The sequence below is a fragment of the Pseudomonas sp. Lz4W genome (assembly GCF_000346225.2).
Lineage (GTDB): Bacteria > Pseudomonadota > Gammaproteobacteria > Pseudomonadales > Pseudomonadaceae > Aquipseudomonas > Aquipseudomonas paraversuta.
The window spans coordinates 4,284,259-4,308,674 of the sequence record NZ_CP017432.1; the positions used below are offsets into that span (position 1 = coordinate 4,284,259).

19 protein-coding genes are annotated in these 24,416 nt (G+C 59.0%); 5 read left to right on the forward strand and 14 right to left on the reverse strand.

Translation table 11 applies throughout. From position 1 onward, the window contains the following. Positions 1-33 precede the first annotated feature (33 nt). The 4 genes from B195_RS19610 (at position 34) to B195_RS19625 (ending at position 4,971) form a co-directional block, all read left to right on the forward strand. Entirely contained in the window at positions 34-960 is a 927-nt protein-coding gene (locus B195_RS19610) for a 4-hydroxyproline epimerase (protein WP_003439482.1), read from the forward strand. 77 nt (positions 961-1,037) lie between these two features. Beyond that, on the forward strand, positions 1,038-1,985 hold the full coding sequence (locus tag B195_RS19615) for a dihydrodipicolinate synthase family protein (protein WP_003439474.1): 948 nt from the start codon (positions 1,038-1,040) through the stop codon (positions 1,983-1,985). A 118-nt stretch (positions 1,986-2,103) separates the two neighbouring features. Continuing rightward, on the forward strand, positions 2,104-3,681 hold the full coding sequence (locus B195_RS19620) for an aldehyde dehydrogenase (NADP(+)) (protein WP_003439471.1): 1,578 nt from the start codon (positions 2,104-2,106) through the stop codon (positions 3,679-3,681). A gap of 3 nt (positions 3,682-3,684) precedes the next feature. Further along, positions 3,685-4,971 (forward strand): FAD-binding oxidoreductase, encoded by a 1,287-nt coding sequence (locus B195_RS19625; protein WP_003439468.1) that lies wholly within the window; start codon positions 3,685-3,687, stop codon positions 4,969-4,971. A 189-nt stretch (positions 4,972-5,160) separates the two neighbouring features. Here B195_RS19625 and B195_RS19630 read toward each other — a convergent pair whose 3' ends face one another. The 3 genes from B195_RS19630 to B195_RS19640 all read right to left on the reverse strand — a co-directional run bounded on the left by B195_RS19630 (position 5,161) and on the right by B195_RS19640 (position 9,276). Next, complete coding sequence (locus B195_RS19630; RefSeq protein WP_003439465.1) at positions 5,161-6,468, reverse strand: OprD family porin; 1,308 nt, start codon at positions 6,466-6,468, stop codon at positions 5,161-5,163. A 248-nt stretch (positions 6,469-6,716) separates the two neighbouring features. Next, on the reverse strand, positions 6,717-8,123 hold the full coding sequence (locus B195_RS19635) for a YfcC family protein (protein ID WP_010656946.1): 1,407 nt from the start codon (positions 8,121-8,123) through the stop codon (positions 6,717-6,719). Positions 8,124-8,151: 28 nt separating this feature from the next. Next, positions 8,152-9,276 carry a M20 family metallopeptidase gene (locus tag B195_RS19640; RefSeq protein WP_003439459.1) on the reverse strand — a complete coding sequence of 375 codons (1,125 nt, stop codon included), beginning with the start codon at positions 9,274-9,276 and terminating at the stop codon, positions 8,152-8,154. Between the two features lie 123 nt (positions 9,277-9,399). On the opposite strand from B195_RS19640, the gene B195_RS19645 reads away from it, so the two are divergent. Further along, positions 9,400-10,323: a LysR family transcriptional regulator gene (locus B195_RS19645; RefSeq protein WP_003439457.1), complete on the forward strand. Its 924-nt coding sequence runs from the start codon at positions 9,400-9,402 to the stop codon at positions 10,321-10,323. A 179-nt stretch (positions 10,324-10,502) separates the two neighbouring features. Here the strand turns inward: B195_RS19645 and garD are convergent, their stop codons facing one another. From garD to B195_RS19700, 11 genes are all read right to left on the reverse strand, one after another. Then, the gene (gene garD / locus B195_RS19650) at positions 10,503-12,056 is read right to left on the reverse strand and encodes a galactarate dehydratase (RefSeq protein ID WP_003439455.1); all 1,554 of its coding nucleotides are present in this window, start codon (positions 12,054-12,056) and stop codon (positions 10,503-10,505) included. A gap of 11 nt (positions 12,057-12,067) precedes the next feature. Then, positions 12,068-13,432 (reverse strand): MFS transporter, encoded by a 1,365-nt coding sequence (locus B195_RS19655; protein WP_003439453.1) that lies wholly within the window; start codon positions 13,430-13,432, stop codon positions 12,068-12,070. A 155-nt stretch (positions 13,433-13,587) separates the two neighbouring features. Continuing rightward, the gene (kdgD, locus tag B195_RS19660; RefSeq protein WP_003439451.1) at positions 13,588-14,499 is read right to left on the reverse strand and encodes a 5-dehydro-4-deoxyglucarate dehydratase; all 912 of its coding nucleotides are present in this window, start codon (positions 14,497-14,499) and stop codon (positions 13,588-13,590) included. 374 nt (positions 14,500-14,873) lie between these two features. After that, entirely contained in the window at positions 14,874-15,620 is a 747-nt protein-coding gene (locus tag B195_RS19665; RefSeq protein WP_003439449.1) for a FadR/GntR family transcriptional regulator, read from the reverse strand. A gap of 112 nt (positions 15,621-15,732) precedes the next feature. Then, positions 15,733-16,509 carry a TorF family putative porin gene (locus tag B195_RS19670; protein WP_003439448.1) on the reverse strand — a complete coding sequence of 259 codons (777 nt, stop codon included), beginning with the start codon at positions 16,507-16,509 and terminating at the stop codon, positions 15,733-15,735. A 94-nt stretch (positions 16,510-16,603) separates the two neighbouring features. Then, a complete protein-coding gene (locus tag B195_RS19675; protein ID WP_003439446.1) occupies positions 16,604-18,346 on the reverse strand; it encodes an amidohydrolase in 1,743 nt (580 codons plus the stop codon). A 77-nt stretch (positions 18,347-18,423) separates the two neighbouring features. Further along, a complete protein-coding gene (locus B195_RS19680) occupies positions 18,424-19,722 on the reverse strand; it encodes an FAD-binding oxidoreductase (protein WP_003439444.1) in 1,299 nt (432 codons plus the stop codon). Positions 19,723-19,773: 51 nt separating this feature from the next. Next, positions 19,774-20,862, reverse strand: a complete 1,089-nt coding sequence (locus B195_RS19685) for a polyamine ABC transporter substrate-binding protein (RefSeq protein ID WP_003439441.1) — start codon at positions 20,860-20,862, stop codon at positions 19,774-19,776. A 53-nt stretch (positions 20,863-20,915) separates the two neighbouring features. After that, the gene (locus B195_RS19690) at positions 20,916-22,274 is read right to left on the reverse strand and encodes a glutamine synthetase family protein (protein WP_003439439.1); all 1,359 of its coding nucleotides are present in this window, start codon (positions 22,272-22,274) and stop codon (positions 20,916-20,918) included. A 150-nt stretch (positions 22,275-22,424) separates the two neighbouring features. Beyond that, the gene (locus B195_RS19695) at positions 22,425-23,303 is read right to left on the reverse strand and encodes a helix-turn-helix domain-containing protein (protein ID WP_003439437.1); all 879 of its coding nucleotides are present in this window, start codon (positions 23,301-23,303) and stop codon (positions 22,425-22,427) included. A gap of 504 nt (positions 23,304-23,807) precedes the next feature. After that, entirely contained in the window at positions 23,808-24,290 is a 483-nt protein-coding gene (locus B195_RS19700; RefSeq protein WP_003439435.1) for an Lrp/AsnC family transcriptional regulator, read from the reverse strand. Positions 24,291-24,416: the final 126 nt, after the last annotated feature.

The window sequence follows — 24,416 nt, forward strand, 5'->3', positions numbered from 1 at the left end:
CCAGGCCTCTTTGCGCGTCTAAAGGACAGGTATATGAAACAAGTACATATCATTGATTCCCACACCGGCGGCGAACCCACGCGCCTGGTCATGAAAGGCTTTCCGCAACTGGCCGGCAACACCATGGCCGAGAAGCTCAATGCCCTGCGCGACCAGCATGACCAATGGCGTCGTGCCTGCCTGCTGGAGCCCCGCGGCAACGATGTGCTGGTAGGCGCCCTGTACTGCGAGCCGGTCTCGCCGGATGCCACCTGTGGCGTGATTTTCTTCAACAATGCCGGCTACCTCGGCATGTGTGGTCACGGCACCATCGGCCTGGTGGCCTCGTTGCATCATCTGGGACACATCAGCCCGGGCGTGCACAAAATCGATACGCCAGTGGGCCCGGTCAGCGCCACGCTGCATGAAGATGGCGCTGTGACCCTGCGCAACGTACCCGCCTACCGCTACCGCAAACAGGTGCCGGTGGACGTCCCCGGCCACGGCCTTGTGTACGGCGATATCGCCTGGGGTGGCAACTGGTTCTTCCTGGTTTCCGATCACGGCAAAGCATTGCAACTCGACAACGTCGAAGCCCTCACCGAGTACACCTGGGCGATGCTCAAAGCTCTGGAAGCCCAAGGCATCCACGGCGAAGACGGCGCCCTGATCGACCATGTCGAGCTGTTTGCCGAGGACCCCCAGGCCAACAGCCGCAACTTCGTCATGTGCCCGGGCAAAGCCTACGACCGCTCACCCTGCGGCACCGGCACCTGCGCCAAGCTGGCTTGCCTGGCAGCCGATGAAAAACTGGCCGCAGGCGAGCGCTGGGTCCAGGCCAGCATCACTGGCAGCCAGTTCATCGGCAGCTACGAATGGGAAGGCGAGCGTATCCGCCCTTCCATTACTGGCCGCGCCTACATGACCGCCGACAGCACGCTGCTGATCGACGAACAGGATCCCTTCGCGTGGGGCATTTGAGCCACCCCGCCGGATGCCGTTCAGACGGCCCCTTATAGCTTCAATAGACAACAATAAATTTTCCAGGAGTTACAGCAATGACCGATAACATTTTCACTGGCTGCATGCCGGCCCTGATGACCCCTTGCACCGCTGACCGCCAGCCGGATTTTGACGCGCTGGTGGCCAAGGGCCAGGAACTGATCGATATCGGCATGAGCGCCGTGGTGTACTGCGGCTCCATGGGCGACTGGCCACTGCTGACCGAAGCCCAGCGCCAGGAAGGCGTCGCGCGCCTGGTGGCCGCAGGCATTCCGACCATCGTCGGTACCGGTGCGGTCAACAGCCGTGAAGCGGTTTCCCACGCAGCCCATGCAGCCAAAGTTGGCGCCCAGGGCCTGATGGTTATCCCGCGCGTAATGTCCCGTGGCGCCTCTGCCGCCGCGCAAAAAGCTCACTTCGCCGCGATCCTGGAAGCCGCTCCGGGTTTGCCGGCAGTCATCTACAACAGCCCTTACTACGGCTTTGCCACCCGCGCCGACCTGTTCTTCGAACTGCGTCGCGAGTACCCGAACCTGATCGGCTTCAAGGAGTTCGGTGGTGCTGCAGACATGCGCTACGCCGCCGAGAACATCACCTCCAAGGACGATGACGTTACCCTGATGGTCGGTGTCGACACCCAGGTGGTGCATGGCTTCGTCAACTGCAACGCCACCGGCGCCATCACCGGCATCGGCAACGCCCTGCCGCGCGAAGTGCTGCAACTGGTAGCCCTGAGCAAAAAAGCCGCCAAAGGCGACGCCAAGGCTCGCCGCCTGGCCCGCGAACTGGAAGCTGCTCTGGCCGTGCTCTCGTCCTTCGACGAAGGCTGCGACCTGGTGCTGTACTACAAGCACCTGATGGTGCTCAACGGTGACAAGGAATACACCCTGCACTTCAACGAGACTGATGTGCTCAGCGATGCCCAGCGCAATTACGCCGAGAACCAGTACACGTTGTTCCGCCAGTGGTACGCCAACTGGTCGGCAGAGCAGAACGTCGCCTGACGTTTCGCCCACCACCTGCCTGCACGGCGGCGCCCCGATGCGCGCCGCCCTCTATTTATGCCCGGCTGCCAAGCCCCGTGTTTGGCAGCAGGGCTCCCCTACTGCTCCAGGAACCGCCATGACTCTGACAGGCCAAATGCTGATCGGCACCCACGCCATTACCGGCAGCCGCGAAGCGATCCGGGCGATCAATCCCGCCACCGACCAACCGCTCGAACCGGCCTATCCCGGCGGTACCGCTGAGCATGTAGAACAGGCCTGCGCCCTGGCATGGGCAGCCCTGGACCGCTATCGCGAGACATCACTGGCGGCACGCGCCGAATTCCTCGAAACCATTGCCGATGAAATCGAAGCCCTTGGCGATGAACTGATCGACCGTGCCACGGCCGAGAGCGGCCTGCCACGCCCGCGTATCCAGGGTGAACGTGGCCGCACCTGCCACCAGCTGCGCACCTTTGCCCGCACTGTACGTGCCGGCGAATGGCTGGATGTACGGGTCGACCCGGCACTACCGGAACGTCAACCCCTGCCCCGCTCTGACCTGCGCCAACGTCAGGTGCCGCTGGGTCCGGTGGCCGTGTTCGGCGCCAGCAATTTCCCCCTGGCCTTCTCCGTTGCCGGCGGCGATACCGCCTCGGCCCTGGCTGCCGGTTGCCCGGTCGTCGTCAAGGCCCACAGCGCGCACCCGGGCACCAGCGAACTGGTAGGCCGCGCAATTGGCCGCGCCGTGGAAAAATGCGCTCTGCCTGAAGGCGTGTTCTCGCTGTTGTTCGGCTCGGGTCGCGAAGTGGGGATCGCCCTGGTCAGCGACTGGCGGATCAAGGCCGTCGGCTTCACCGGCTCGCGCAGTGGCGGCATGGCCTTGTGCAAGGCGGCCCAGGCACGCCCGGAGCCGATCCCGGTGTATGCGGAAATGAGCTCGATCAACCCGGTACTGCTTTTCCCGGCGGCACTGCACAATCGTGGCGAAGCGCTGGCACAAGGCTTTGTCGCTTCCCTGACCCAGGGCGCCGGCCAGTTTTGCACCAACCCGGGCCTGGTAATTGCCCGTCAAGGCCCGGCCCTGGACAGTTTCATCCGCGTGGCAGCGGACTTCGTCCAGCGCAGCCCGGCGCAGACCATGCTTACCCCCGGCATCTTCAGCGCCTATCAAGCCGGTGTCGGCGCTCTGGCCGAAAACCCCCACGCCCGGGCAGCGGCTGCCGGCCTGCAGGGCGAAACTCCTAACCAGTGCCAGGCCCGACTGTTCGTCACCCGGGCAGAAGATTTCCTCGCCGACCCGTCCCTGCAAGGCGAAGTGTTCGGTGCCGCGTCGCTGATCGTGCAATGTGCCAATGACGACGAAATCCGCCAGGTCACCGAGCATCTGGAAGGCCAGCTAACCATCACCCTGCACCTGGATGACGCCGACCTGGAAAGCGCCAGGGCGCTGCTGCCGATCCTGGAGCGCAAGGCCGGTCGCCTGCTGGTCAACGGCTGGCCAACCGGTGTTGAAGTGTGCGATGCCATGGTCCATGGCGGTCCTTTCCCGGCCACCTCCGACACGCGCACAACCTCGGTCGGCACCGCCGCCATCCTGCGTTTCCTGCGGCCGGTCTGCTACCAGGACTTCCCCGATACCTTGTTGCCAGCCGCGCTCAAGCACAGCAACCCGCTGCTGCTGCGCCGCCTGTTCGACGGCCAGAGAGAAGCCTAGGAAATGTCGAACCCCTTCAATTCCAGCAACCCTGACGACAGCGTTGACATTGCCGTGGTCGGCGCCGGGATCATCGGCGTTGCCTGTGCCCTGCAACTGGCACGCCAGGGCCAGCGCGTAGTGGTTATCGACCAGCAGGACCCCGGCCACGGCGCCTCATTCGGCAACGCCGGGCATCTGGCGACCGAGCAGGTGTTTCCCATCGCCGATGTGTCGATCCTCAAGCGCTTGCCCGCCATGCTCATGGACCCCATGGGCCCGCTGCGCCTGGACTGGAAATACCTGCCCCGTGCCATGCCCTGGTTCACGCGCTTGTTGTTGAACCTGCGACCGGCGCCTTACCAGCGCACCGTGGCCGGCATACGTGCGCTCAACGAAAGCAGCCTGGGTGCCTGGCACCGGCTGCTGGAGTCGATCGAACGGCCGAACCTGATGAAGGAAGACGGCTCGTTGCTGGTGTTCGAACGCGCCGAGTCGCGCCAGGCGATCGAAGCGCTACAGGCACGCATGCGTCAACAAGCAGTACCGGTCGATATGTGGCAGGCCCAGGCCATCCGCGACGTCGCCCCGCAATTGAGCGAGCAGATCCAGGGCGGGTTGTTCTTCCCCAGCACAGGGCATTTTCTGGACCCCTACCAGGTGGTCTGCGAACTGGTCGAGGCCGCCAAGGCCTGCGGTGTGCGCTTCATCAAGCAACGGGTGCAGGACGGACACCTGCATCAGAACGGCGTTTCGCTGCACACCGACCAGGGCAGTTTGACTGCCCGTCAGGTACTGATCGCCTGTGGCGCCCACTCAGCCAGGCTCACCGCAAAGCTGACGGGCAAGAAGGTCCCCCTGGATACCGAGCGCGGTTATCACCTGATGCTGCCCCATGAACACGAGCGGCTGCCTTTCGCGGTCACCTCGCTGGAACGCAAGTTCATCATGACCCCCATGACCGATGGGCTACGGTTGGCCGGCACTGTCGAGTTCGCCGGCCTGGAGCGCCCCCCGACCATGGAGCGCGCCTGGCAGTTGCACCGGTTGAGCAAAGGTCTGTTCCGCCAGGACTTGAGCGCCGAGGGTGCCACGCCCTGGATGGGTTTCCGCCCGTCCTTGCCGGACTCTCTGCCGATCATCGACCGGGTATGCAACGGCAAGGTACTGCTTGCCTTCGGCCACCAGCACCTGGGCCTGACACAGGCCGCAGTCACTGCCGAGCTGATTGCGCGGATGGTTGCACCGGCGACCGCGACCCCGTCTCATCCGTTGCCGGGGCTCGAACCGTACCGGCTGGATCGCTTCTGAGGCAATCGCGGGAAATGGCTGGCTGCGGGCCCGACGCCGGCAGGCCATGCCCCTGCGGGAGCAACGATTCACAATAGAAGCTTCAGGCAAAAAAACGGGCTGCCAGGTATCACCTGGCAGCCCGCTGGCCTTGGGAGAAAAGGCTCGATGCGCCTGTTCAGCGCACTTGAGGGCTAGTGCCCAGCGGCCTTAGAAAAGCGCAATGCTGTAGCTCAGAAACACCCGGTTCTGATCTTGATTGCGGGCTGCCTGGCTATGGGACTTACCATTGCGCCAACCCAGCCCCACACCTTTAAGCGCTCCGGATTGCACGACGTAATCCAGGCTGAAATCCCGCTCCCATTCCTTCAGCCTGTCGCCGCTGACAGTCTTGATATTGTCCCCCCGCAGGTACATCACCGAGGCTTTCAGGCCCGGCACGCCGAGGGCAGTAAAGTCATAGGCATACTGGCCAAATGCTGTGCGCTCCCCGGCCCGGGTGAAACTTTGGGTCAGGCGGTCGGTGTACAGGTACAAGCTCGCGCCGCCAGCACCTTTGCCTTCCAGCCCGCCCTGATTGAGCTGAGTGAAATTACTGCCGTCGGAAACACTTTGATAGCCGGCGGTGACCCCATGGCTGCCAATGCTGTAAATAAATGCAGCACTCCAGGTACGGTTGTCGATCTCGCCATCGCCCTCTTTGGTGTAACCACTGATGCGGTAGCCCGCAGCTCCCGAACTGTTTTTACCCGAAGATTCAGTTCGGAAATAACGCAGGTCGGTTTTTAAAGACTGGTCATTCGAAAACTCAAGGGTGTGAACCAATCCAAAAAACTGCTGGCTGTAATAGTCTTCAAGGTGACCGTAGTAATACTGTGCGAGCAGGTCCCTGGAAACTCTCCAGTCAGCCCCGGCAAAATTGAACTGGTTGCTTTCGCGCTGACCACCCACAGCGGCCAGACCGGTCCGGTCAGTAGATCCACGGCCAGTTGCATGCTCAATCCGCCCACCATTGAAGGTCACATTAGCCAACTCCCGTGAGACTACCTGGCCCCCCTCGAAGGTTTGGGGAAGCAGCCGTCCATCGTTGGCAACCAGCACCGGAAGTCTGGGCAGAAGTGTTCCGTAGCGAAGTTCGGTCCTGGAAACTTTGACTTTCCCCGTCAGCCCCAGGCGCCCCCACTGACTGACGGGCCTGTCGTCACTGCCGACTGGAATCATGGTGCTACCCACAGACCGCCCCTTGCCGCCATCCAGGGTCACACCCAGCAACCCCAGGGCATCGACCCCAAAGCCGAAAACGCCGTCGGTATAGCCCGACTTGTAATCCAGCATAAAGCCCTGCGCCCACTCTTCGGTTTTTGAAGGCTTCGCGGCGCCCTCACGACTGTCATTGTTGAAGTAGAAGTTCTTCAACCCCAGCGTGGCTTTACCGTCACGCAGAAAATCAGCCTGTGCCTGAGTACTCAGGGCAATACCGCCCAGAAGAAAAGTTGCAGCTATATTGTTTACGGTCACTTACAGCGCTCCGATTTATTATTTTAATTTGCTCAATCCACAGGCAAACCCGCCCGCTGCCCCAAGGCTGTTTACTTGAACCATTGCTATCGCAACTGCAGGCACGAGCTTGTCTCGCGATGACTTAGAGAGCGCCGTGTTTAAACTGTAATCACGGGTTATCGCTAACAAACATCCCAAGACAAGTTCGCGCCTGCTACATCAGGGTTTAATGACTTGATCACTACAGCCAGGGCGGGATGAGAACTTCAAAACGGGCCCCACTTCATTTCTACGCCAACAATCAGTACAACCACACAAATCACCATCCATACGGCAATCAGCGGCGCTACAAACTTCACCCACTTGCCGAAAGGAATACCGGCCACGGCAAGAACGCCCATCAAGACACCGGAGGTCGGGTTAATACAGTTAACGATACCTTCGCCAAACAATACGGCATGCACCACTACTTGCCGTGTCAGCCCGATCATGTCGCCGATAGGCACATAGATGGGTATCAGCAATGCCGATTCACCGGAACCGGAAGAAATAGCAAAGTGCATCAGCGCTGCACTCACGTACATACCGATGGCGGCCATGGCGGGATGCAGCGGCGCCAGCAAGTCAGCCAGATGCCCGACAATCGGATCAAGGATATGACCGTTATCCAGAACGATTGATATTGCCCGGGCCATGCCGACAATCAGTGCCCCGGAGACAATCCGGGAACAACCACCCAGAAAACTGTTGGCAATTTCAGACGCCGACAGTTTGCCAATCATGCCTGCGACTATCGCCATGAACACAAACATGGCGGTCATCTCGAGCTCTCCCCACTTCATGGTCATGGCGCCATAAATGAAGGTCACCAGAGTGCCGGAAGCGAACGCCAGAATCAGCCAGTGGCGGGTTGTTGCCTTTTCGTCTGCCGCGATGGAATCAGTCAGTTCAGGACGTTTTTCACCATTTTTGCGGCATTTGCGCATGTAAATCATCAAAAAAGCGATACAGGCCAATATGAACAGTGCTGAGGTAATGCCGCGCAACCCGAAGCCGGAAAATAATGGCAGTTGGGCCAGTCTCTGAGTAAGCCCGGTAGTCACCGGGTTAGTGAGCGCCACATTGAAACCGGACGCGCACGTCAAATACACCAGCGAGACCCCGAAGAAAGGGTTCAACCCCAGAGACCTGGCAACCAGCAAACCAATCGGAACGAAAGCAACAACCGCATTGACCACAACGCCCGTGGTTCCAAGCACTCCAAAGATCAGTCCAAAGATTGCCACGACCACGTAATCATTAAGCTTTGTACTGCGTGCAATGCCATTGAGTGCCTGGTGAATGGCTCCGGTACTTTCCAGTACCGCCAAAGCGCCGCCGGTAAAGAGGATCAGAAAGATGATAGGTGCAGAACTCTGCAACCCGGAAGCAATCGCCGTAAAAACCCCTAGCGGATGCACGCCATTTTGCGGAACGGCATGAAGACTGCCATTCACGACAAATGAGATGCCATCGCGCATTTCACGATCAAACACACCCGCGGGAATAATCCATGTAGCGGCCGCCGCAATCAGCAAGATAATAAAAAGAAAAACATAGGGACTTTTGATTTCTTGCTTTGAAGATTTAGAGGCCGTACTTACGCCCTCAGAAGCCGATTTTATATTTATCATAGCTTTTACCTCAGGTTTCTCAGCCGGTTTAAAGTCTCTGGATCAGTTCAGCCAGAAGTGCGGCCCGTACTGGTAAATCCGAGATAATGATGTGTTCATGGGTAGAGTGCGGCCCTACCCCCGTAGCCCCAAGTCCGTCCAGGGTCGGGATACCGATGGCAGAGGTGAAGTTGCCGTCACTTCCTCCTCCCACCGAGGCACCTTTGATTTGAATGCCCAGTGCCTCTGCAGCCTCCTGGGCTACGGCAAAAAGTTTCTGGTTTAACGGGGTGTATTCAAGGGGAGGACGCACCAGACCACCGCTGACAGCGATCTGCGCGCCAGCCAGGCATGGTTTCATGTCTTTGACGATGGATTCAATCCGCCGGGCCTCTGCCAAACTGCTGACACGCAGGTCAACACTCAACTCTGCACTGTCGGCGATCACATTGGTACGCTGGCCGCCGTTGGCAATCCCGACATTAATGGTTGTGCCCAATTCAGGCGCATTCAGTCCATGGAGGAAAAGAATCTGCTCAGCCATTTCATGTACTGCGCTGATTCCGTCTTCGGGGTTGTTACCTGCGTGAGCTGCCCGACCTTTGATCTTGATATCGAAACGGCCTGTGCCTTTGCGCTCGATCTTCAGTTCATTGCTATGCGAGGTGGCCGGCTCAACCACCAGCACTTGTTCGCACAGACGCGCTTCACTTTCAATCCACTCACGAGAACTCGGGCTGCCGATTTCTTCATCACTGGAACATAAAAAGCGGATTTGCCGATCCCCCAGCAAGCCAAGGTCAATCAGGGCCTTGGTAGCCCAAATGGCCTGAATGAGCCCACCCTTCATATCCAGAATGCCCGGGCCGTAAAGTTTGCCTTCTTCGACCCGCAGTGAAAGACGGCCGATGTCCCAAACGGTATCAAAATGCCCGAGCACAGCCGTGCGCTTTGGCCCTTTACCCACCGTGAACATCAGATGATTTCCGTACTCCTCGCGCGCGACAACCTCCACGGTAGCGCCGATGCGCTGCGCCATGATGTCTTGCAGCACTTCACCACAGGCATCAACAGCCCGCTTGTCTGTAGAGGGGGACTCGGCAAGTACCAGTCGCTTTAAATCGGCGAGCAGAACATCGGAGTGCAGGCGAAGGTATTCTTGTACGGCGCTCATATTTTGGGCCTGTCCTGGAGGAGTAGGCCCCGAGTATGGAATGCTCTTGTGGGTTGAAAAATACGAGGGTGAACACTAGATTGTTGCCCACAGAGCAACAGTTGACGACCAGAAGGCTAAGAGATGGAGAACAGTTTCCAGGAAAAGCGCCTTGGCTACCTGCACGAAGTCGGGTTTCAAGGTGGCATTCGCAAAGCAGCCGACGTACTTGACGTAAACCCCTCCGTCATCAGCCGACAGATCGCCCTCCTCGAGCGCAGCCTGCATTTACCCTTGCTTGAACGTCGCGGACGCAATGTAGTGCTGACTGAAGCAGGCAAACTCCTGTCTGATCATTTCAGTGAAACGCAAAAACGTCGGGAAGTCCTGAGCAAACAATTGAATGACCTGCGATATATGCGCGGCGGAACCGTCTCCCTGAGAATCGGACCCGGGATGGTTGCCGACTTTGTCGCCAACGAATTGCGTGAATTCTCCAAAGTCTATCCCGACGTTTTTGTGGACATCAGTTCCGGGGATATGAGCGCCACACTGATGATGCTGGTACGCGGAGAGGTCGATATGGCGCTGTCATTCGGCCCTATCGACAACGTATCGCTGCAGCGTCGCAGTTTCACCAGAGGCCCTATTTGCGCAATTGTTCCTGAAGATCATCCCTTAAAAGAATTCACTGTCATTGCTGTCAGTGAACTGGCCAACCACAGGTTGATTGGCCTGTCTAACGCCTATGGCGTACAGCGCTATATCAATAAAATATTCGAGTCTGAAAATCAGGTATTCACCCCCGCCTATCGCTGCAACCAACAGTCTGTGGCGATCACCCTGTGCCAGGCAGGACTTGGCGTAGCGTTCATGACCGCTCAGTCTCTGGGGCAACAGGGCAAAGATTCAAAACTGCTGGCCATCCCCCTGGATCACCCCATAGCAAGGGCCTCGCAGTGTCATATTCTGCGCAGCTCCGATCGACGACTACACCCGGCGTCAGAGCATTTATGGTGGCTGCTGGTGAATTACCTGGAAAGAACCCAGACCGAAGAAACCCTGTAAAGCCCGGACAGCGCAGGACAATTTATTGATTCAGCACCTCTGCGGCGCACTGCCCCGAGATGTGCGTGCAGGGATCAGCAAACTGTCACTGCTTACCGCGAACTGGCCGATGCCGGCCTTCGGCGGGCTGCCCAATGGACTTAACTCTTGAGACATGCACCTGGATTGAACAGGGAACCTCAGGTAATGGGCGCCGGGTTGAACAAGGTAATGTCGTTGTGCAATTTGTGCTGTTCGGCCCAGGTGTGTTTTTTGCCGCTGGCCACATCCAGGTAGTAGTGGAACAGCTCCCAGCCCAGCTCTTCTATGGTCGCGCGGCCGGTGGCAATGCGCCCGGCGTCGATGTCGATCAGGTCCGGCCAGCGCTGCGCCAGCTCGGTACGGGTCGAGACCTTGACCACCGGTGCCATGGCCAGACCATAAGGGGTGCCGCGCCCCGTGGTGAACACGTGCAGGTTCATACCCGCGGCCAGTTGCAAGGTGCCGCAGACAAAATCGCTGGCCGGCGTTGCACAGAAAATCAGCCCTTTGCCCGTGAAACGCTCACCAGGGCCGAGCACAGCATTGATCGCGCTGCTGCCGGACTTGACGATGGAACCCAGGGATTTTTCGACGATGTTCGACAGCCCGCCTTTCTTGTTGCCCGGTGTGGTATTGGCGCTGCGATCCGCTTCGCCTTTGGCCAGATAGCGGTCGTACCAGTCCATTTCCCGCACCAGTTCCTGGGCGACGCTGCGGCTTTCGGCACGGGAGGTCAGCAGGTAGATGGCATCGCGCACTTCAGTGACTTCAGAAAACATCACCGTCGCTCCGGCCCTGAGCAGCAAGTCCGAGGCATAGCCCAGCGCCGGGTTGGCGGTGATCCCGGAAAACGCATCGCTGCCGCCACACTGCATGCCCAGAATCAGCTCGGACGCGGGCACGGTTTCACGGCGGCGCAGATCGAGTTTCTTCAGACGGGTCTCTGCCAGCGCCATGATCTGTTCGACCATTTCGCCGAAGCCGTGGCTGGAATCCTGCAAGCGGTACAACCACGGTTCGCTGAGGTCCACCGAACTGTCGTTGTCGAGCATCACCTGGCCGGCCTGAAGTTTTTCACAGCCCAGGCTGATGACCAGCGCTTCGCCGCCCAGGTTGGGGTTGCGTGCCAGATTACGCACCGTGCGGATCGGGATGTAGGCATCGGTGGCGCTGATGGCCACGCCGCAGCCGTAGCTGTGGGTTAACGCGACCACATCATCGACATGGGGGTATCGGGGCAACAGTTCATCACGGATACGCTTGACCGCGTGGTTCAACACCCCGGTCACGCACTGCACAGTGGTGGTAATCCCCAGAATGTTACGCGTGCCGACGGTGCCGTCGGCATTGCGATAACCCTCGAAGGTGAAGCCTTCAAGAGGCGCCTGGGCCACCGGCACCTCGGTGGCCAGCGGCAGGCTGTCCAGGGGTGGCGCAGTGGGCATGCGCAGTTGGTCTTCATTGACCCAGCTGCCGCGGGCGATGGCCTGCAAGGCGTAGCCGATGGTCTGGCCGTATCGAATGACTGCGCCGCCCCGGGCAATGTCCACCAGCGTGACCTTGTGGCTCTGCGGCACAAAATCCAGGGTCACCAGGCCATCGGCAAGCTCGGTCCCGGCCGGTACGCCCTGGTCGTTGACCACCACCGCGACGTTGTCCAGTGCATGCAGACGGATAGTGCGCGGCGAGTCGGAGTGTTCAATCAAAGTCATGGCGCCGCCCTTCAAGGATGTGCTGAAACAAGTTTGGTCAGTTGTGGCCCGCTTACCGGTGGCTCTTTGAGCACCACCCGTTTGATCGGGCCAACGATAACCAGATAGCTGAACACCGCCACCAGCGCATTGCAGCCGACAAACACCAGTGCCCACTTGAACGAGCCAGTGGTGCTGATGATGTAGCCGATGACGATCGGCGTGGTGATCGAGGCAATGTTGCCGAACATGTTGAACAGACCGCCACTCAGACCGGCGATTTGTTTCGGCGAGGTGTCAGACACCACCGCCCAACCCAGAGCGCCAACGCCTTTGCCGAAGAAGGCCAGGGCCATGAAGCCCACCACCATCCATTCAATATCGACATAGTTGCAGGCCACGATGCTGGTGGACAGCAACAGGCCGCCAATGATCGGGGCCTTGCGGGCGAAGGTCAGGGAGTGGCCTTTACGCAGCAGGTAATCGGAAATCACACCGCCCAGCACACCCCCGATAAAGCCGCAGATCGCCGGAAGCGAGGCAATGAAGCCGGCTTTGAGAATGGTCATGCCGCGCTCCTGGACCAGATACACCGGGAACCAGGTCAGGAAGAAATAGGTAATGCCGTTGATGCAGTACTGGCCCAGGTACACGCCGAGCATCATGCGGTTGGTCAACAACTGGCGGATGTAATCCCACTTCGGACCGTCGACTTTTTTACCTGTGCCCTTGTCCTGATCCATGTCCACCAGCCCGCCGTTGTCGGCGATATGCCTGAACTCGGCCTCGTTGATCATTGGATGCTGGCGCGGGCTGTGGATAACTTTGAGCCAGATCAGCGAGAACACAATGCCGATGCCGCCCATCACGATAAACACGTGCTGCCAGCCGAAGGTGTAAACGATCCAGCCCATCAGCGGAGCAAAAATCACCGTGGCGAAGTACTGCGCCGAATTGAAGATCGCAGACGCGGTGCCGCGTTCGGCGGTGGGAAACCACGCGGCGACAATACGGGCATTACCGGGAAAGGAAGGCGCTTCCGCCAGGCCCACCAGAAAACGCAGCATAAACAGCGCCACCACGGCGGTGGAGATGCCGAATTCCCCGACATAGCCTTGCAGCACGGTGAACAGCGACCAGGTGAAGATGCTCAGGGCATAGACTTTTTTCGAGCCGAAACGGTCGAGCAGCCAGCCGCCGGGGATTTGTCCGGCCACGTAGGCCCAGCCAAAGGCAGAAAAAATGAAACCCAGGGTAACGGCGTCGATACCGAGGTCTTTTTGCAGGCTTGAACCTGCGATAGCGATGGTGGCGCGGTCGGCATAATTGATCGTGGTCACCACAAACAGCATGAGCAGAATCAAATAACGGACATGCGTCGGCTTGGTCGCTGGCATGTAGATGTACTCCCACTGATTATTTTTATGCGCGGGTAACTATTTTTCATCCTGCAGGCGCGAGCTTTTAAACCCGGACAACTCGCTCCTACAGGGTGGATCGGTGTGTCTACAACGCAAAAGGCCGCTGATTTCTCAGCGGCCTTGATTATGGGTTACTGCGGACCTTGCTTGTCGATCAAGGCGGCCAGTGCTTCGTATTCTTCCGGCAACAAATCGGTCAGTGGCGTACGCACCGGACCTGCGGTGTAACCGGAAATGGTGGCGCCGGCCTTGACGATGCTCACTGCGTAACCGGCCTTGCGGTTACGGATATCCAGGTACGGCAAGAAGAAGTCATCAATGATCTTGCCCACGGTGGTGTGATCTTCACGGGCGATGGCGTGGTAGAAATCCATCGCGGTCTTGGGAATGAAGTTGAACACTGCCGAGGAGTAAACCGGCACGCCCAGCGCCTTGTAGGCGGCGGCATAGACTTCTGCGGTTGGCAGGCCACCGAGGTAGCTGAAGCGATCGCCCAGACGGCGGCGGATCGAAACCATCAACTCGATATCACCCAAGCCATCTTTGTAACCGATCAGGTTCGGGCAGCGCTCGGCCAGACGCTCCAGCAGCGGCGCGGTCAGGCGGCAGACGTTACGGTTATAAACGATCACCCCGATCTTGACCGACTTGCACACGGCTTCAACGTGGGCGGCAACCCCGTCCTGGCTGGCTTCAGTCAGGTAGTGCGGCAGCAGCAGCAAACCTTTGGCCCCCAGACGCTCGGCTTCTTGTGCGTATTCGATGGCCTGACGGGTCGAGCCGCCGACACCGGCGAGAATCGGCACGCTGTTGGCACAGGTATCGACTGCGGTTTTGATCACTTGCGAATATTCGCTGGCCGCCAGGGAGAAGAACTCACCGGTGCCGCCTGCGGCGAACAAAGCAGAAGCGCCATACGGGGCCAGCCATTCCAGACGCTTGATGTAGCCCTCACGGTGGAAATCACCCTGGGCATTGAAATCGGTAATCGGGAAAGACAGCAGACCGGAAGAGAGGATGGACTTCAGTTCTTGTGGATTCATTATTCGAACACCCTGGGAGCTTGTAGTAATGATAAAAACGGCAGCGCTTTCGCCGTGTCGTACGTCATCGTACAACTATAAATATAATCGTCAATCCAAATTCTTCAAATTGCCTGCACAGGGGTTCCGTTGCCGAGCCACAAACCAGAGCAAAGGCCCGTGGCACAAGGGTTTCTGAAGGTTGGCGGATGGATGAAAATTAATTCAAGGACGGATGCAGGTTGTACGAGAAGACGCCACAACCGCAACCGTAGTGCTGACGAGGCACCAGGCTGCGAGCTTTTCGAGGGAAGCCCTGCTTCCAGGCTACGACTGCTTCGCAGCCGATCGCAGCCCCGTGCCTCGTCAGCGACTAGGGGTTCGCGGGGGTTCGATCAACCCCTTGCTTCGGCTTCTTCGTGGGCATGGCGCAGTCGTTCGCGACTGTTGGTCAGGTGCAGGCGCATGGCGGCCCGGGCGGCGTCCGAGTCCTGGCGGGCAATGGCGGTGTAGATTTCTTCGTGCTCCCGGCTCAGGCGATGCATGTACTGCTGCTGGTCATCATGGGCCAGGTGCGCAGAGTTGAGCCGGGTACGGGGAATGATGCTGGTACCCAGGTGGGTCATGATATCGGTGAAGTAGCGGTTGCCCGTCGACAACGCAATCTGTAGATGAAACTGGAAATCCGAAGCCACCGCATCACCGTCACGGGCGGTATTTTCGTTCAACGCATCCAGTGCCGCCCGCATCGCGGCCAGTTGCTCGTCGCTGCGCCGCTGGGCGGCCAGCCCGGCAGACTCGACTTCGAGGCTGATACGCAGTTCAAGAATCGCCAACACATCACGCAAAGTGACCACGGTGGCCGGGTCGATGCGAAAACCGCTCGGGCTCGGTGTGTCCAGCACAAAAGTGCCGATGCCATGCCGGGTCTCGACCTGGCCTGCTGCCTGCAAACGAGAAATCGCCTCACGTACCACCGTGCGGCTGACCCCGTGCGCTTCCATGATCGCGGACTCGGTGGGTAGTTTGTCACCTCGTTTGAGCAAGCCGTCACGAATCTGTTCGGACAGCACCGTCACCAACTCCTGCGCGAGGCTGCGGCGTTTGCGCGGAAGGCGGGGGACGTCGTTTGGGTTTTCCATGGTGAAAATCTTTCTCGGATTCAAGGGCATCGGGGCAAAACATCCACGCATGATAGCTCAAGCGGGTTGTACGATCACATGCTGAGCTTGCCGACACCCTTGCAACCCCGGTTTAGAAGGTTTTGCTGGCGCTGGCCAGCAGGGTCGCACCACACACATCGTCATAACCGGTGTAGCTCTGGCACTCGGCTTTCGACAGGCTGGTGTCGATGTAACTCAAGCCCCAGCTGACGCCGACAAAGTCGCGAGTAAGCTTGATTTCCCAATCGGTGTAGTCCGCCCGCCCCTTGCCGCTGTCGCTGAAAAAAACCTTGTCCTTGTAGTCCACATATTCATAACGCAGCTCTAAACCGAACTCTGCAGGCAACAGCGTGCGGTAGCCGACAAAAAACGTCGACAAGTCCTCGTCTTTTTTACCTTCATGAAATTCGCCGTTCTCGTCCTCGTATTCCGGACCCTGCATGTTGGTGACATATTTGCCCCCCAGTAATACACCGTACACATCCAGCACGGTCTGCACGTCGCTCTGGTTGTAGCCGCTTTCACGGGGATATTCATAACGGGTGTAGAAAGTATCCAGGCTGATGTTGTCGCTGATTTGCCAGGCATAGCCGGCGTAGTACTCGATTTCCTGGCGCGCTTTTGAGCCATAGCCGAAATTGACATTGGAGGTCCAGATACCGGCGTACAAACCACTGGCGTGGCTGAGTGTGACGGCCAGTTGCGCGGCAGGATCGCCCTTGGTTTGTGAAAGCCCATTGGCTCGGTAATCACTGACCAGCGTGGGGGTGATCAGCAGGGAAAACTGGTCATTGAGTTCCACCGCCTGGGCGCTGAGCAATGGCGACAGGGCGAGACCGGCAAGCATGAAGACTGAGGCTGCGTTCATAGGGTTTCTCTTGTTTTTATAGAGCTGCATGGAAACTCACCCACGGCTGCGCCGGACGCCACGGGGTCGTGGCGCCAGAGGCAGGTTTTTTCAATCAGGCTTCGGGGGCGTTTACCGGCTTACCGGCGAAGTAGGTTTTCAGCACTTTGGTATCGTACAACTCGTGGTCGCCGACGTTGAACACATCACGATCGAGGATGATCAGGTCAGCCTGCTTGCCCGGTGCCAGGGAACCGATCTGTTCAGCCAGCCCCAGGGTTTTGGCAGCGTTGATGGTGTAGGCGTAAAACATGGTCTGGCGATCGACTCGTTCTTTGGCATTGAGCACGCCCATGGGGCCATCGCGAGTGACGGCCTGGCCGATGGCGTTCCACGGGTTAGGGCTCGATACCGGCCAGTCACTGGCACCCGAAATCATCGCACCCGCGTCCTGCAGGGATTTGGCCGGGTACTGATAGCCATAAGCGAAGGCACTGATATAAGGCTTGACCAGGTCAATGGTGTAGCTCTCCTCGATGGCCCACAGCAGTTGCATCGAGGCAATCACACCGAGCTGGGCAAAGCGTGGAAACTCTTTGGGATTGACCAGTTGCAGGTGGCTGATGCTATGGGCCACCGGGGTCGGATTGAGCTTGCGCGCATACTCAAAACCGTTGAGTGACTCACGTACCGCGCGGTCACCGACTGCGTGCATGTGCACGATCCAGCCGCGCTTTTCTGCCGCGACCACCAGCTCACCGAAGTGCGCCGGGTCGATCAACAGCTCGCCATTTTTGTTGCTGTTTTTATACGGCACGATCACCGCTGCGGTTTGCCCCGGGTACTCCAGAATGCCGTCGGCAAACACCTTGATCCCGGGGAATGTGAGGTTGGGCACGCCTTCGAACTGCTTCATGACCCGGGCCAGCACTTCAAGATCGGCAGGCTTGCTTTGGGAGTTGGTGAGCATCAGCGCCGCGACGTGGGCGGTGAGCTCGCCATTTTCTGCAAGCTGACGATAAAGCGGCAGCACCCCCAGGGTTTGCTCGGTAGCCGTGAAATCAAACAGCGCGTCACCGGGGCCAGCGTTGGAGGCCGCGTCCATCCAGGCCGTCACCCCGTATTGATTATTGACCTTTACCGCTTCGCGGGCAGCTTTGAGCATGACCTCAGGACTTGCCGGAGGAATCTGGCCCCGGACCTGGTCCCAGCGCGACTCGGCAAAAAAACCGGTTGGAGTGAAGTCTGCTTCGTGGCCCACATAGCCCTGCTCGTTGGCTGGCAGGCTTTTGACCAGGGCGGCATCAATTTTCGCACGCTTGAGCATCGCGTTATTGGCCCAGCCGGTGTGCCCGTCGATGCCGCTCAATACCAGCGGCTGATCGGCCCAGCGGCCCTGATTGAAAATTTTCCCCAGCTCCCGCGCCTGCTCCCAATAAGCAGAACTGACCCCGGCAATATTGATCACGTCGCCCGACCGCGCGGTGCCCGCCTTGTCCTGCTCGATGATCCATTGCTCAAGTTCGGGCAGCGGTTTTTCTTCGTCGAGCAAATTCGCCCCCAGACTGTTCAGACCGGCGCTCACCGGATGACTGTGGGTATCAATCATCCCGGGCATCAGCACCTTGCCTGCCAGGTCGACACGCTGGGTGCCGCTGTCGGCCAGTGCCTGGATTTCGGCATCACTGCCCACCTTGCTGATTTTGCCGTTTTCCACCGCCACGGCGCTGACCAAGGGCTGACCCGGCACGCCGGTGAATACCTTGCCATTGATGAACACCAGGTCGGCAGCGGCCAGAGCTGGCAAAGACGGCAACGCGAACAGCGCGGCCAGCACACAGGGGGTAAATCGCTTCATGTGAAGGTCCTTTGAGGATTTTCTTGTTGTTGTCAGACACACCCTTCGGGAGCTGGCAACCAGCTCCCGAAGGGTGATTAATGCCCTGCTATTTCCTTGAGCCGGTACCACAACATGCCCAGCGCCAGCAGCGGTGAACGCAGGTGCTTGCCCCCCGGGAATGTCATGTGTGGCACGCGGCTGAACAGTTCGAAACCATTGCTCTGTTCAAGGCTGATCGCTTGCGCGACCAGGCGCGCCGCCATATGCGTGGTGTTGATCCCGTGCCCGGCATACGCCTGGGCATAAAACACGTTGGGATGGGCCTGCAACCGGCCGATCTGCGGCAGCCGGTTGGCACCGATGCCGATCATGCCGCTCCACTGGAAGTCGATGCGCTTGCCCGCCAGCTGCGGGAAGACCTCCAGCATTTTCGGGCGCATGTAACCGGCGATGTCCTGCAAGGTGCGCCCCGAGTAATGGCACGCGCCCCCGAACAACAGTCGTCGGTCAGCCGACAACCGATAGTAATCAAGCCCTACCCGCTGATCGCACAAAGCGCGATTGTCCGGAATCAGCGCACTGGCCAGCTCCTCGCTCAAGGGTTCGGTGGCGATGACATAGCTGGCGGCGGCCAGCACCTTGCCACTGAGTGCCGGCTCCAGCTCGCCCAGATGGGCATTGCCGGCGAGTACCAGGGTTTTGGCCCTGACCACGCCGCTGGCGGTATGGACCCGGATCTGCGGGCCATATTCGATACGGGTGGCGGCACTGTTCTGGTACAACCTGACGCCCAGTTGCTGAGCTACCCGGGCTTCGCCCAGTGCCAGATTGAGCGGATGCAAGTGCCCCGAGCCTTCATCAGTCAGCCCGCCGAGGTAGCGATCGGAACCCACCACCCGGTGCATGTCAGCGCGCCCGATCAGCTCGACCTTGTGCCTGTAGCCCAGCCTGTGCAGCGACTCTTGCTCGGCGATCAGGTTTTCAACATGGCGCGGGGTATTGGCCAGCTCGCAGAACCCCCAGCGCAAGTCGCAGTCGATGGCATGTTTTTCGATGCGCTGACGCACCAGATCCACTGCGTCCAGGCCCAAATGTTCCAGCACTCTGACGCCTTCACGGCCGATGGTTTTTTCGTGCGCATCCAGATCGTGACCCACCCCGCGAATCAACTGCCCGCCGTTACGGCCACTGGCACCCCAGGCGACTTGATGCGCCTCGAGCACGATCACCGAATGGCCGCGCTCCGCCAGTTCAATCGCGGTATTCAACCCGGTAAAACCCGCGCCGATGATGCACACGTCCGCCTCGGCCTGCCCCTCAAGTACCGGGCAAGTGAGCTGCTGATTGCGGGTGGCGCTGTAATAGGTATGCGGTAAAGACAGCATGGACGTCATAAAGAATTTGCCTGCTCAGTGACCGGGCACCCCTGGGTGCCCGGCACAGGATTAACGACCGGACTTGAACTTGTTCCACGAGCGCGTCATCCAGCGCATAAGGTCAGGTGGCAGCTCCGATGACACATAGAGCTTGGCCTGCACCGACTCGGGCGGGTAGATCGACGGGTTGTGGGTAATTTCATCACTCATCAGGGCCGTGGCCTGGGTGTTGGCATTGGCATACCCCACGTACTCGCTGATTTTGGCAATCACCTCGGGTTGCAGCAGGTAATTGATAAACGCGTGGGCCTGCTTGGGGTTCTTGGCATCGGCCGGGATGGTCAGCATGTCGAACCACAGGTTGCCCCCCTCTTTGGGCACCACGTAGGCAATGTTCACCCCGTTGCCCGCCTCTTGCGCACGATGGATGGCCTGGTACACGTCGCCGGAATAACCGAAGGCGATACAAATGTCACCGTTGGCCAGGTCGGTCACGTATTTGGAGGAATGGAAGTAGCTGATGTAAGGCCGCAGTGGCTGCAGTTTTTTCTCGGCGACCTTGTAGTCCTCAGGCTTCAGGCTGCGGGCGTCGAGCCCCAGATAGTTGAGCATCGACGGCATCACTTCGTCGGCGGAGTCCATAAAGGCAACACCGCAGCTTTTGAGTTTCTTCAGGTTTTCAGGCTCGAACAGCACGCTCCAGGAGTCTATTTTGTCGATGCCAAGCACCTGCTTGACCTTGTCGACGTTGTAGCCAATGCCATTGGTGCCCCACAGATAAGGCACCGCGTACTCATTGCCCGGGTCGTTGGCTTCCAGGCGCGCCAGCAACACCGGGTCAAGATTCTTCCAGTTGGGAATCTGGGACTTGTCGAGTTTCTGGAACACCCCGGCCTTGATCTGACGCCCCAGGAAGTGGTTGCTCGGCACGACCACGTCGTAGCCGGTGCGCCCGGCCAGCAACTTGCCTTCCAGGGTTTCGTTGGAGTCAAACACGTCATAAACCGGCTTGATCCCGGTCTGATGCTCAAAGTTCACCAACGTGTCTTCGGCAATGTAGTCCGTCCAGTTATAGATATTGACCACGTCTTGCGCCGACGCCTGGCCAGCAAGGCCGCAAAGTGCCGCGAGCGTCAGTTTCAGGGCGATACGTTTCATCCACATGTCCTTTCTCTGAGTACATTTTGCAATGCTTTGGCCGCAGGTACGGCCTACACGCTGAACAGCAGGAACTCGCGTTCCCAGGAACTGATGACCTGTTTGTAGTTCTCGTGCTCGACGCGCTTGACCGCGACAAAGCCCTTGGTGAAACGCTCACCCAGATATTTTTTCGCCATGTCCGACTGCTCCATGCATTCCAGCGCAGCTTCCAGGGTCAGCGGCAGGCGCAGGTTGCGCCGTTCATAGCCGCGGCCGACCACCGGCGCGCTCGGTTCGATAGCCTCGACCATACCTGCATAACCGCAGAGCAGACTGGCGGCCAGGGCCAGATAGGGGTTGGCATCGGCACCGGCCAGGCGGTTTTCCACGCGGCGGTTCTGCGGATCGGAGTCCGGCACGCGCAGGCCGACGGTACGGTTTTCTTCGCCCCATTCCACGTTCACCGGGGCCGAGGTATCGGGCAGGAAGCGGCGGAACGAGTTCACGTTGGGGGCGAACAGCGGCAGGGTTTCAGGGATGTATTTTTGCAGGCCGCCAATGTGATGCATGAACAGCTCGCTCATGCTGCCATCGGGATTGGAGAACACCGAAACTCCGGTCTCCAGATCGACCACGCTCTGGTGGACATGCATGGCGCTGCCCGGTTCACCGGTCATCGGCTTGGCCATGAAGGTGGCGCTGACGTCATGTTTGAGCGCCGCTTCACGCATGGTTCTTTTGAAAATAATGATCTGGTCGGCCAGGGACAGCGCGCCACCGTGACGGAAGTTGATTTCCATCTGGGCAGTGCCTTCCTCGTGAATCAGGGTGTCCAGATCCAGCCCCTGGGCCTCGCTCCAGTCATACATGTCTTCAAACAGCGGATCGAATTCGTTGGTAGCCTCGATTGAATATGACTGGCGCCCGGTCTCCTGGCGCCCCGAACGGCCGACCGGGGGTTTCAACGGATAGTCCGGGTCAGGGCTGCGCTGGGTCAGGTAGAACTCCATTTCCGGCGCCACGATCGGCTTCCAGCCACGGGCGGTATAGAGGCTCAGGACTTTTTTCAGCAGGTTGCGCGGCGACAGCTCGATGGCGTTGCCCTGCTTGTCATAGGTGTCGTGAATCACCTGGGCGGTGGGCTCGGAGGCCCAGGGCACGATAAACACGGCGTCCTGATCCGGACGGCAATGCATGTCGATATCTGCGGCATCCAGCAACTCGTAGTAAATATCGTCTTCGACGTAATCCCCGGTAACGGTCTGCAACAGAACGCTCTCCGGCAGGCGCATGCCCTGCTCGTTGAGGAACTTGTTGGTCGGCGATATTTTGCCCCGTGCGATGCCGCTTAAATCAGAGATGAGGCACTCAACTTCGGTGATTTTGTTTTCTTTTAGCCAATGGCTGAGTCGATCCAGATTGCCTTTCATAACGCCTCTTACAGGAATTTGACTGGGCGCCACATGACGACCCGGTTCCATGCTGCAAGGCGATAGTGCAATCGTGGGCAGGAGGGCTTCTATCCGATTTGCGCTTTTATTAACGCCCCATTTTGGGGCGTTAGATGGACTCAGGCGGCGTCAGCGAGGGCGCAGCAAGGTCTGGCTGGGCAGTTCGCCAAACAGGCTGCGGTAGGTCTGGGAGAAACGCCCCAGGTGCCAGAATGACCAGCGCATGGCGATTTCCGCCACCCGGGTATCGCCAGGGGTGCAGCGCAGCAAATCCCGGCGGGCGAAATTCAACCGCCGCAAGCGCTGCCACTGGCTCGGCGAAACCCCGGCGAAAGAAGTGAAGCTGTGCTGCAACTGGCGAACGGAAACGCCGACCCCCTTGGCCAGGTGCAATACATCCAGGTGTTCCTGGGGGCTGGCCATGACCAGATCAAATACTCGCTGTATCAGCCGCCGATCATGGGCAAGGTGTTTCTGGCTGGTGCGGTCCGGCGCCTGGCTGGGGCAGTCGAGGATATACAGGCAATCGTCGACCAGTTGCTGCGCCAGGCTTTCCTCGATCAGGGGCGAGTGCTGGGTGGCCAGCTGCTGCAATGTACGGCTCAACCAGCGGCCAAAAACCTGGCTTTGCTGAGACACCAGCTGCGTCAGGAACAGGCCGTCCATGTGGCTCAGGTTATCGAGCCGGCTTAAATAGCGAGGGCCGATCACGACTCCGACTTCCTGATAGTTCTCGGGGGTGATCCAGGTGTTTTGCGTGTCTTCATTGAGCAGATACAGGGAGCCGTTACGCGTATCGAAACTGAAGACCAGTGAGTCTGCCGGCGCTTGAAAATGCTGCTCGATGCGCGTGTTCATGCGTTCTTCATAGGCTTCAATGCCATTGAGCTGCATGTGCACCACTGCACCGTGGAAACAGCCCGCGGACATTTGCTGGTAATGCTCATGCCAGCCCGCGATGACTAATTGCTGATCCACATCCGCCGTGTCATGGGATTGAATCTGCATACGGCTGCCCTTCCTTGTGCCCGGGTCCAAGCCAACGGGACACTGCCAGTAATAATTATTATTGGCGCACCTTAGCCTAATGCCCACCAGTAAAGAAACACCCAAAAGGGTCATGGGCGGGTCTGGCTTGCCCGGGATTGGCTGTGCGGGGCCAAGAGTAAAACCGCGTCGCCTGCATCGCTGGCAAGCCAGCTCCCACAGAGGGGCTTGTGAAGCTGAGAGCTTTTTGTGGGAGCTGGCTTGCCAGGGATTGGCTGTGTGGCCATGCCTTCTCCCACAGGGGACTTGTGAAGCTGAAAGCTTCTTGAGGGAGCTGGCTTGCCAGCGATTGGCTGTGCGGGCATGCCTTCTCCCACAGGGGGCTTGTGAGGCTGAAAGCATCTTGTGGGAGCTGGCTTGCCAGCGATTGGCTGTGTGGGCATGCCTTCTCCCACAGGGGACTTGTGAAGCTGAAAGCTTCTTGTGGGAGCTGGCTTGCCAGCGATTGGCTCGCCGGCATTGCGGTCACGCTTTTGGGCCTTTGACCGGCCAGGCTACGAACGGCTTGATTTCCTTGAGTACAAACATGCTCTGCATCTCTTTGATCCCTGTCAGGCGCCGGATCACCGACATGGCAAAGTCGGCAAAGGTGTCCAGGTCCCGCGAGACCACTTGCAACAGAAAGTCCGCGTCGCCACCAATGCTGTAGCAAGCCACCACGTCTTCGAGGGCCATGACTTCCTGCTCGAACTTGCGGGCTTCGACTTCGCTGTGACGATCAATGGTGACCCGCACAAACACCAGCACCCCCAGCCCGATCTTGCGGCGGTCCAGTACCGCGCGATAACCCTGAATCACTTTGTGCTCTTCAAGCTGACGCACCCGGCGCCAGCAAGGCGAGGCCGACATGCCGATGCCATCGGCCAGAGTCTGGTTGGTCGTGCGCCCATCCTGCTGCAAGGCCGCGAGAATTCTGGCGTCGATTGCGCTTAAAGTCTGCTCGGTCATAAATACCTTCCCATGGTTTGTTCAGGGTAAATCTGACCCAAAATCCAGCAGCCGACAACTTGAATAGACCAATTTATCCTGGGTCCGGGAGATATGCTTATTTGCACAAACTCTCTCCCAAGGATG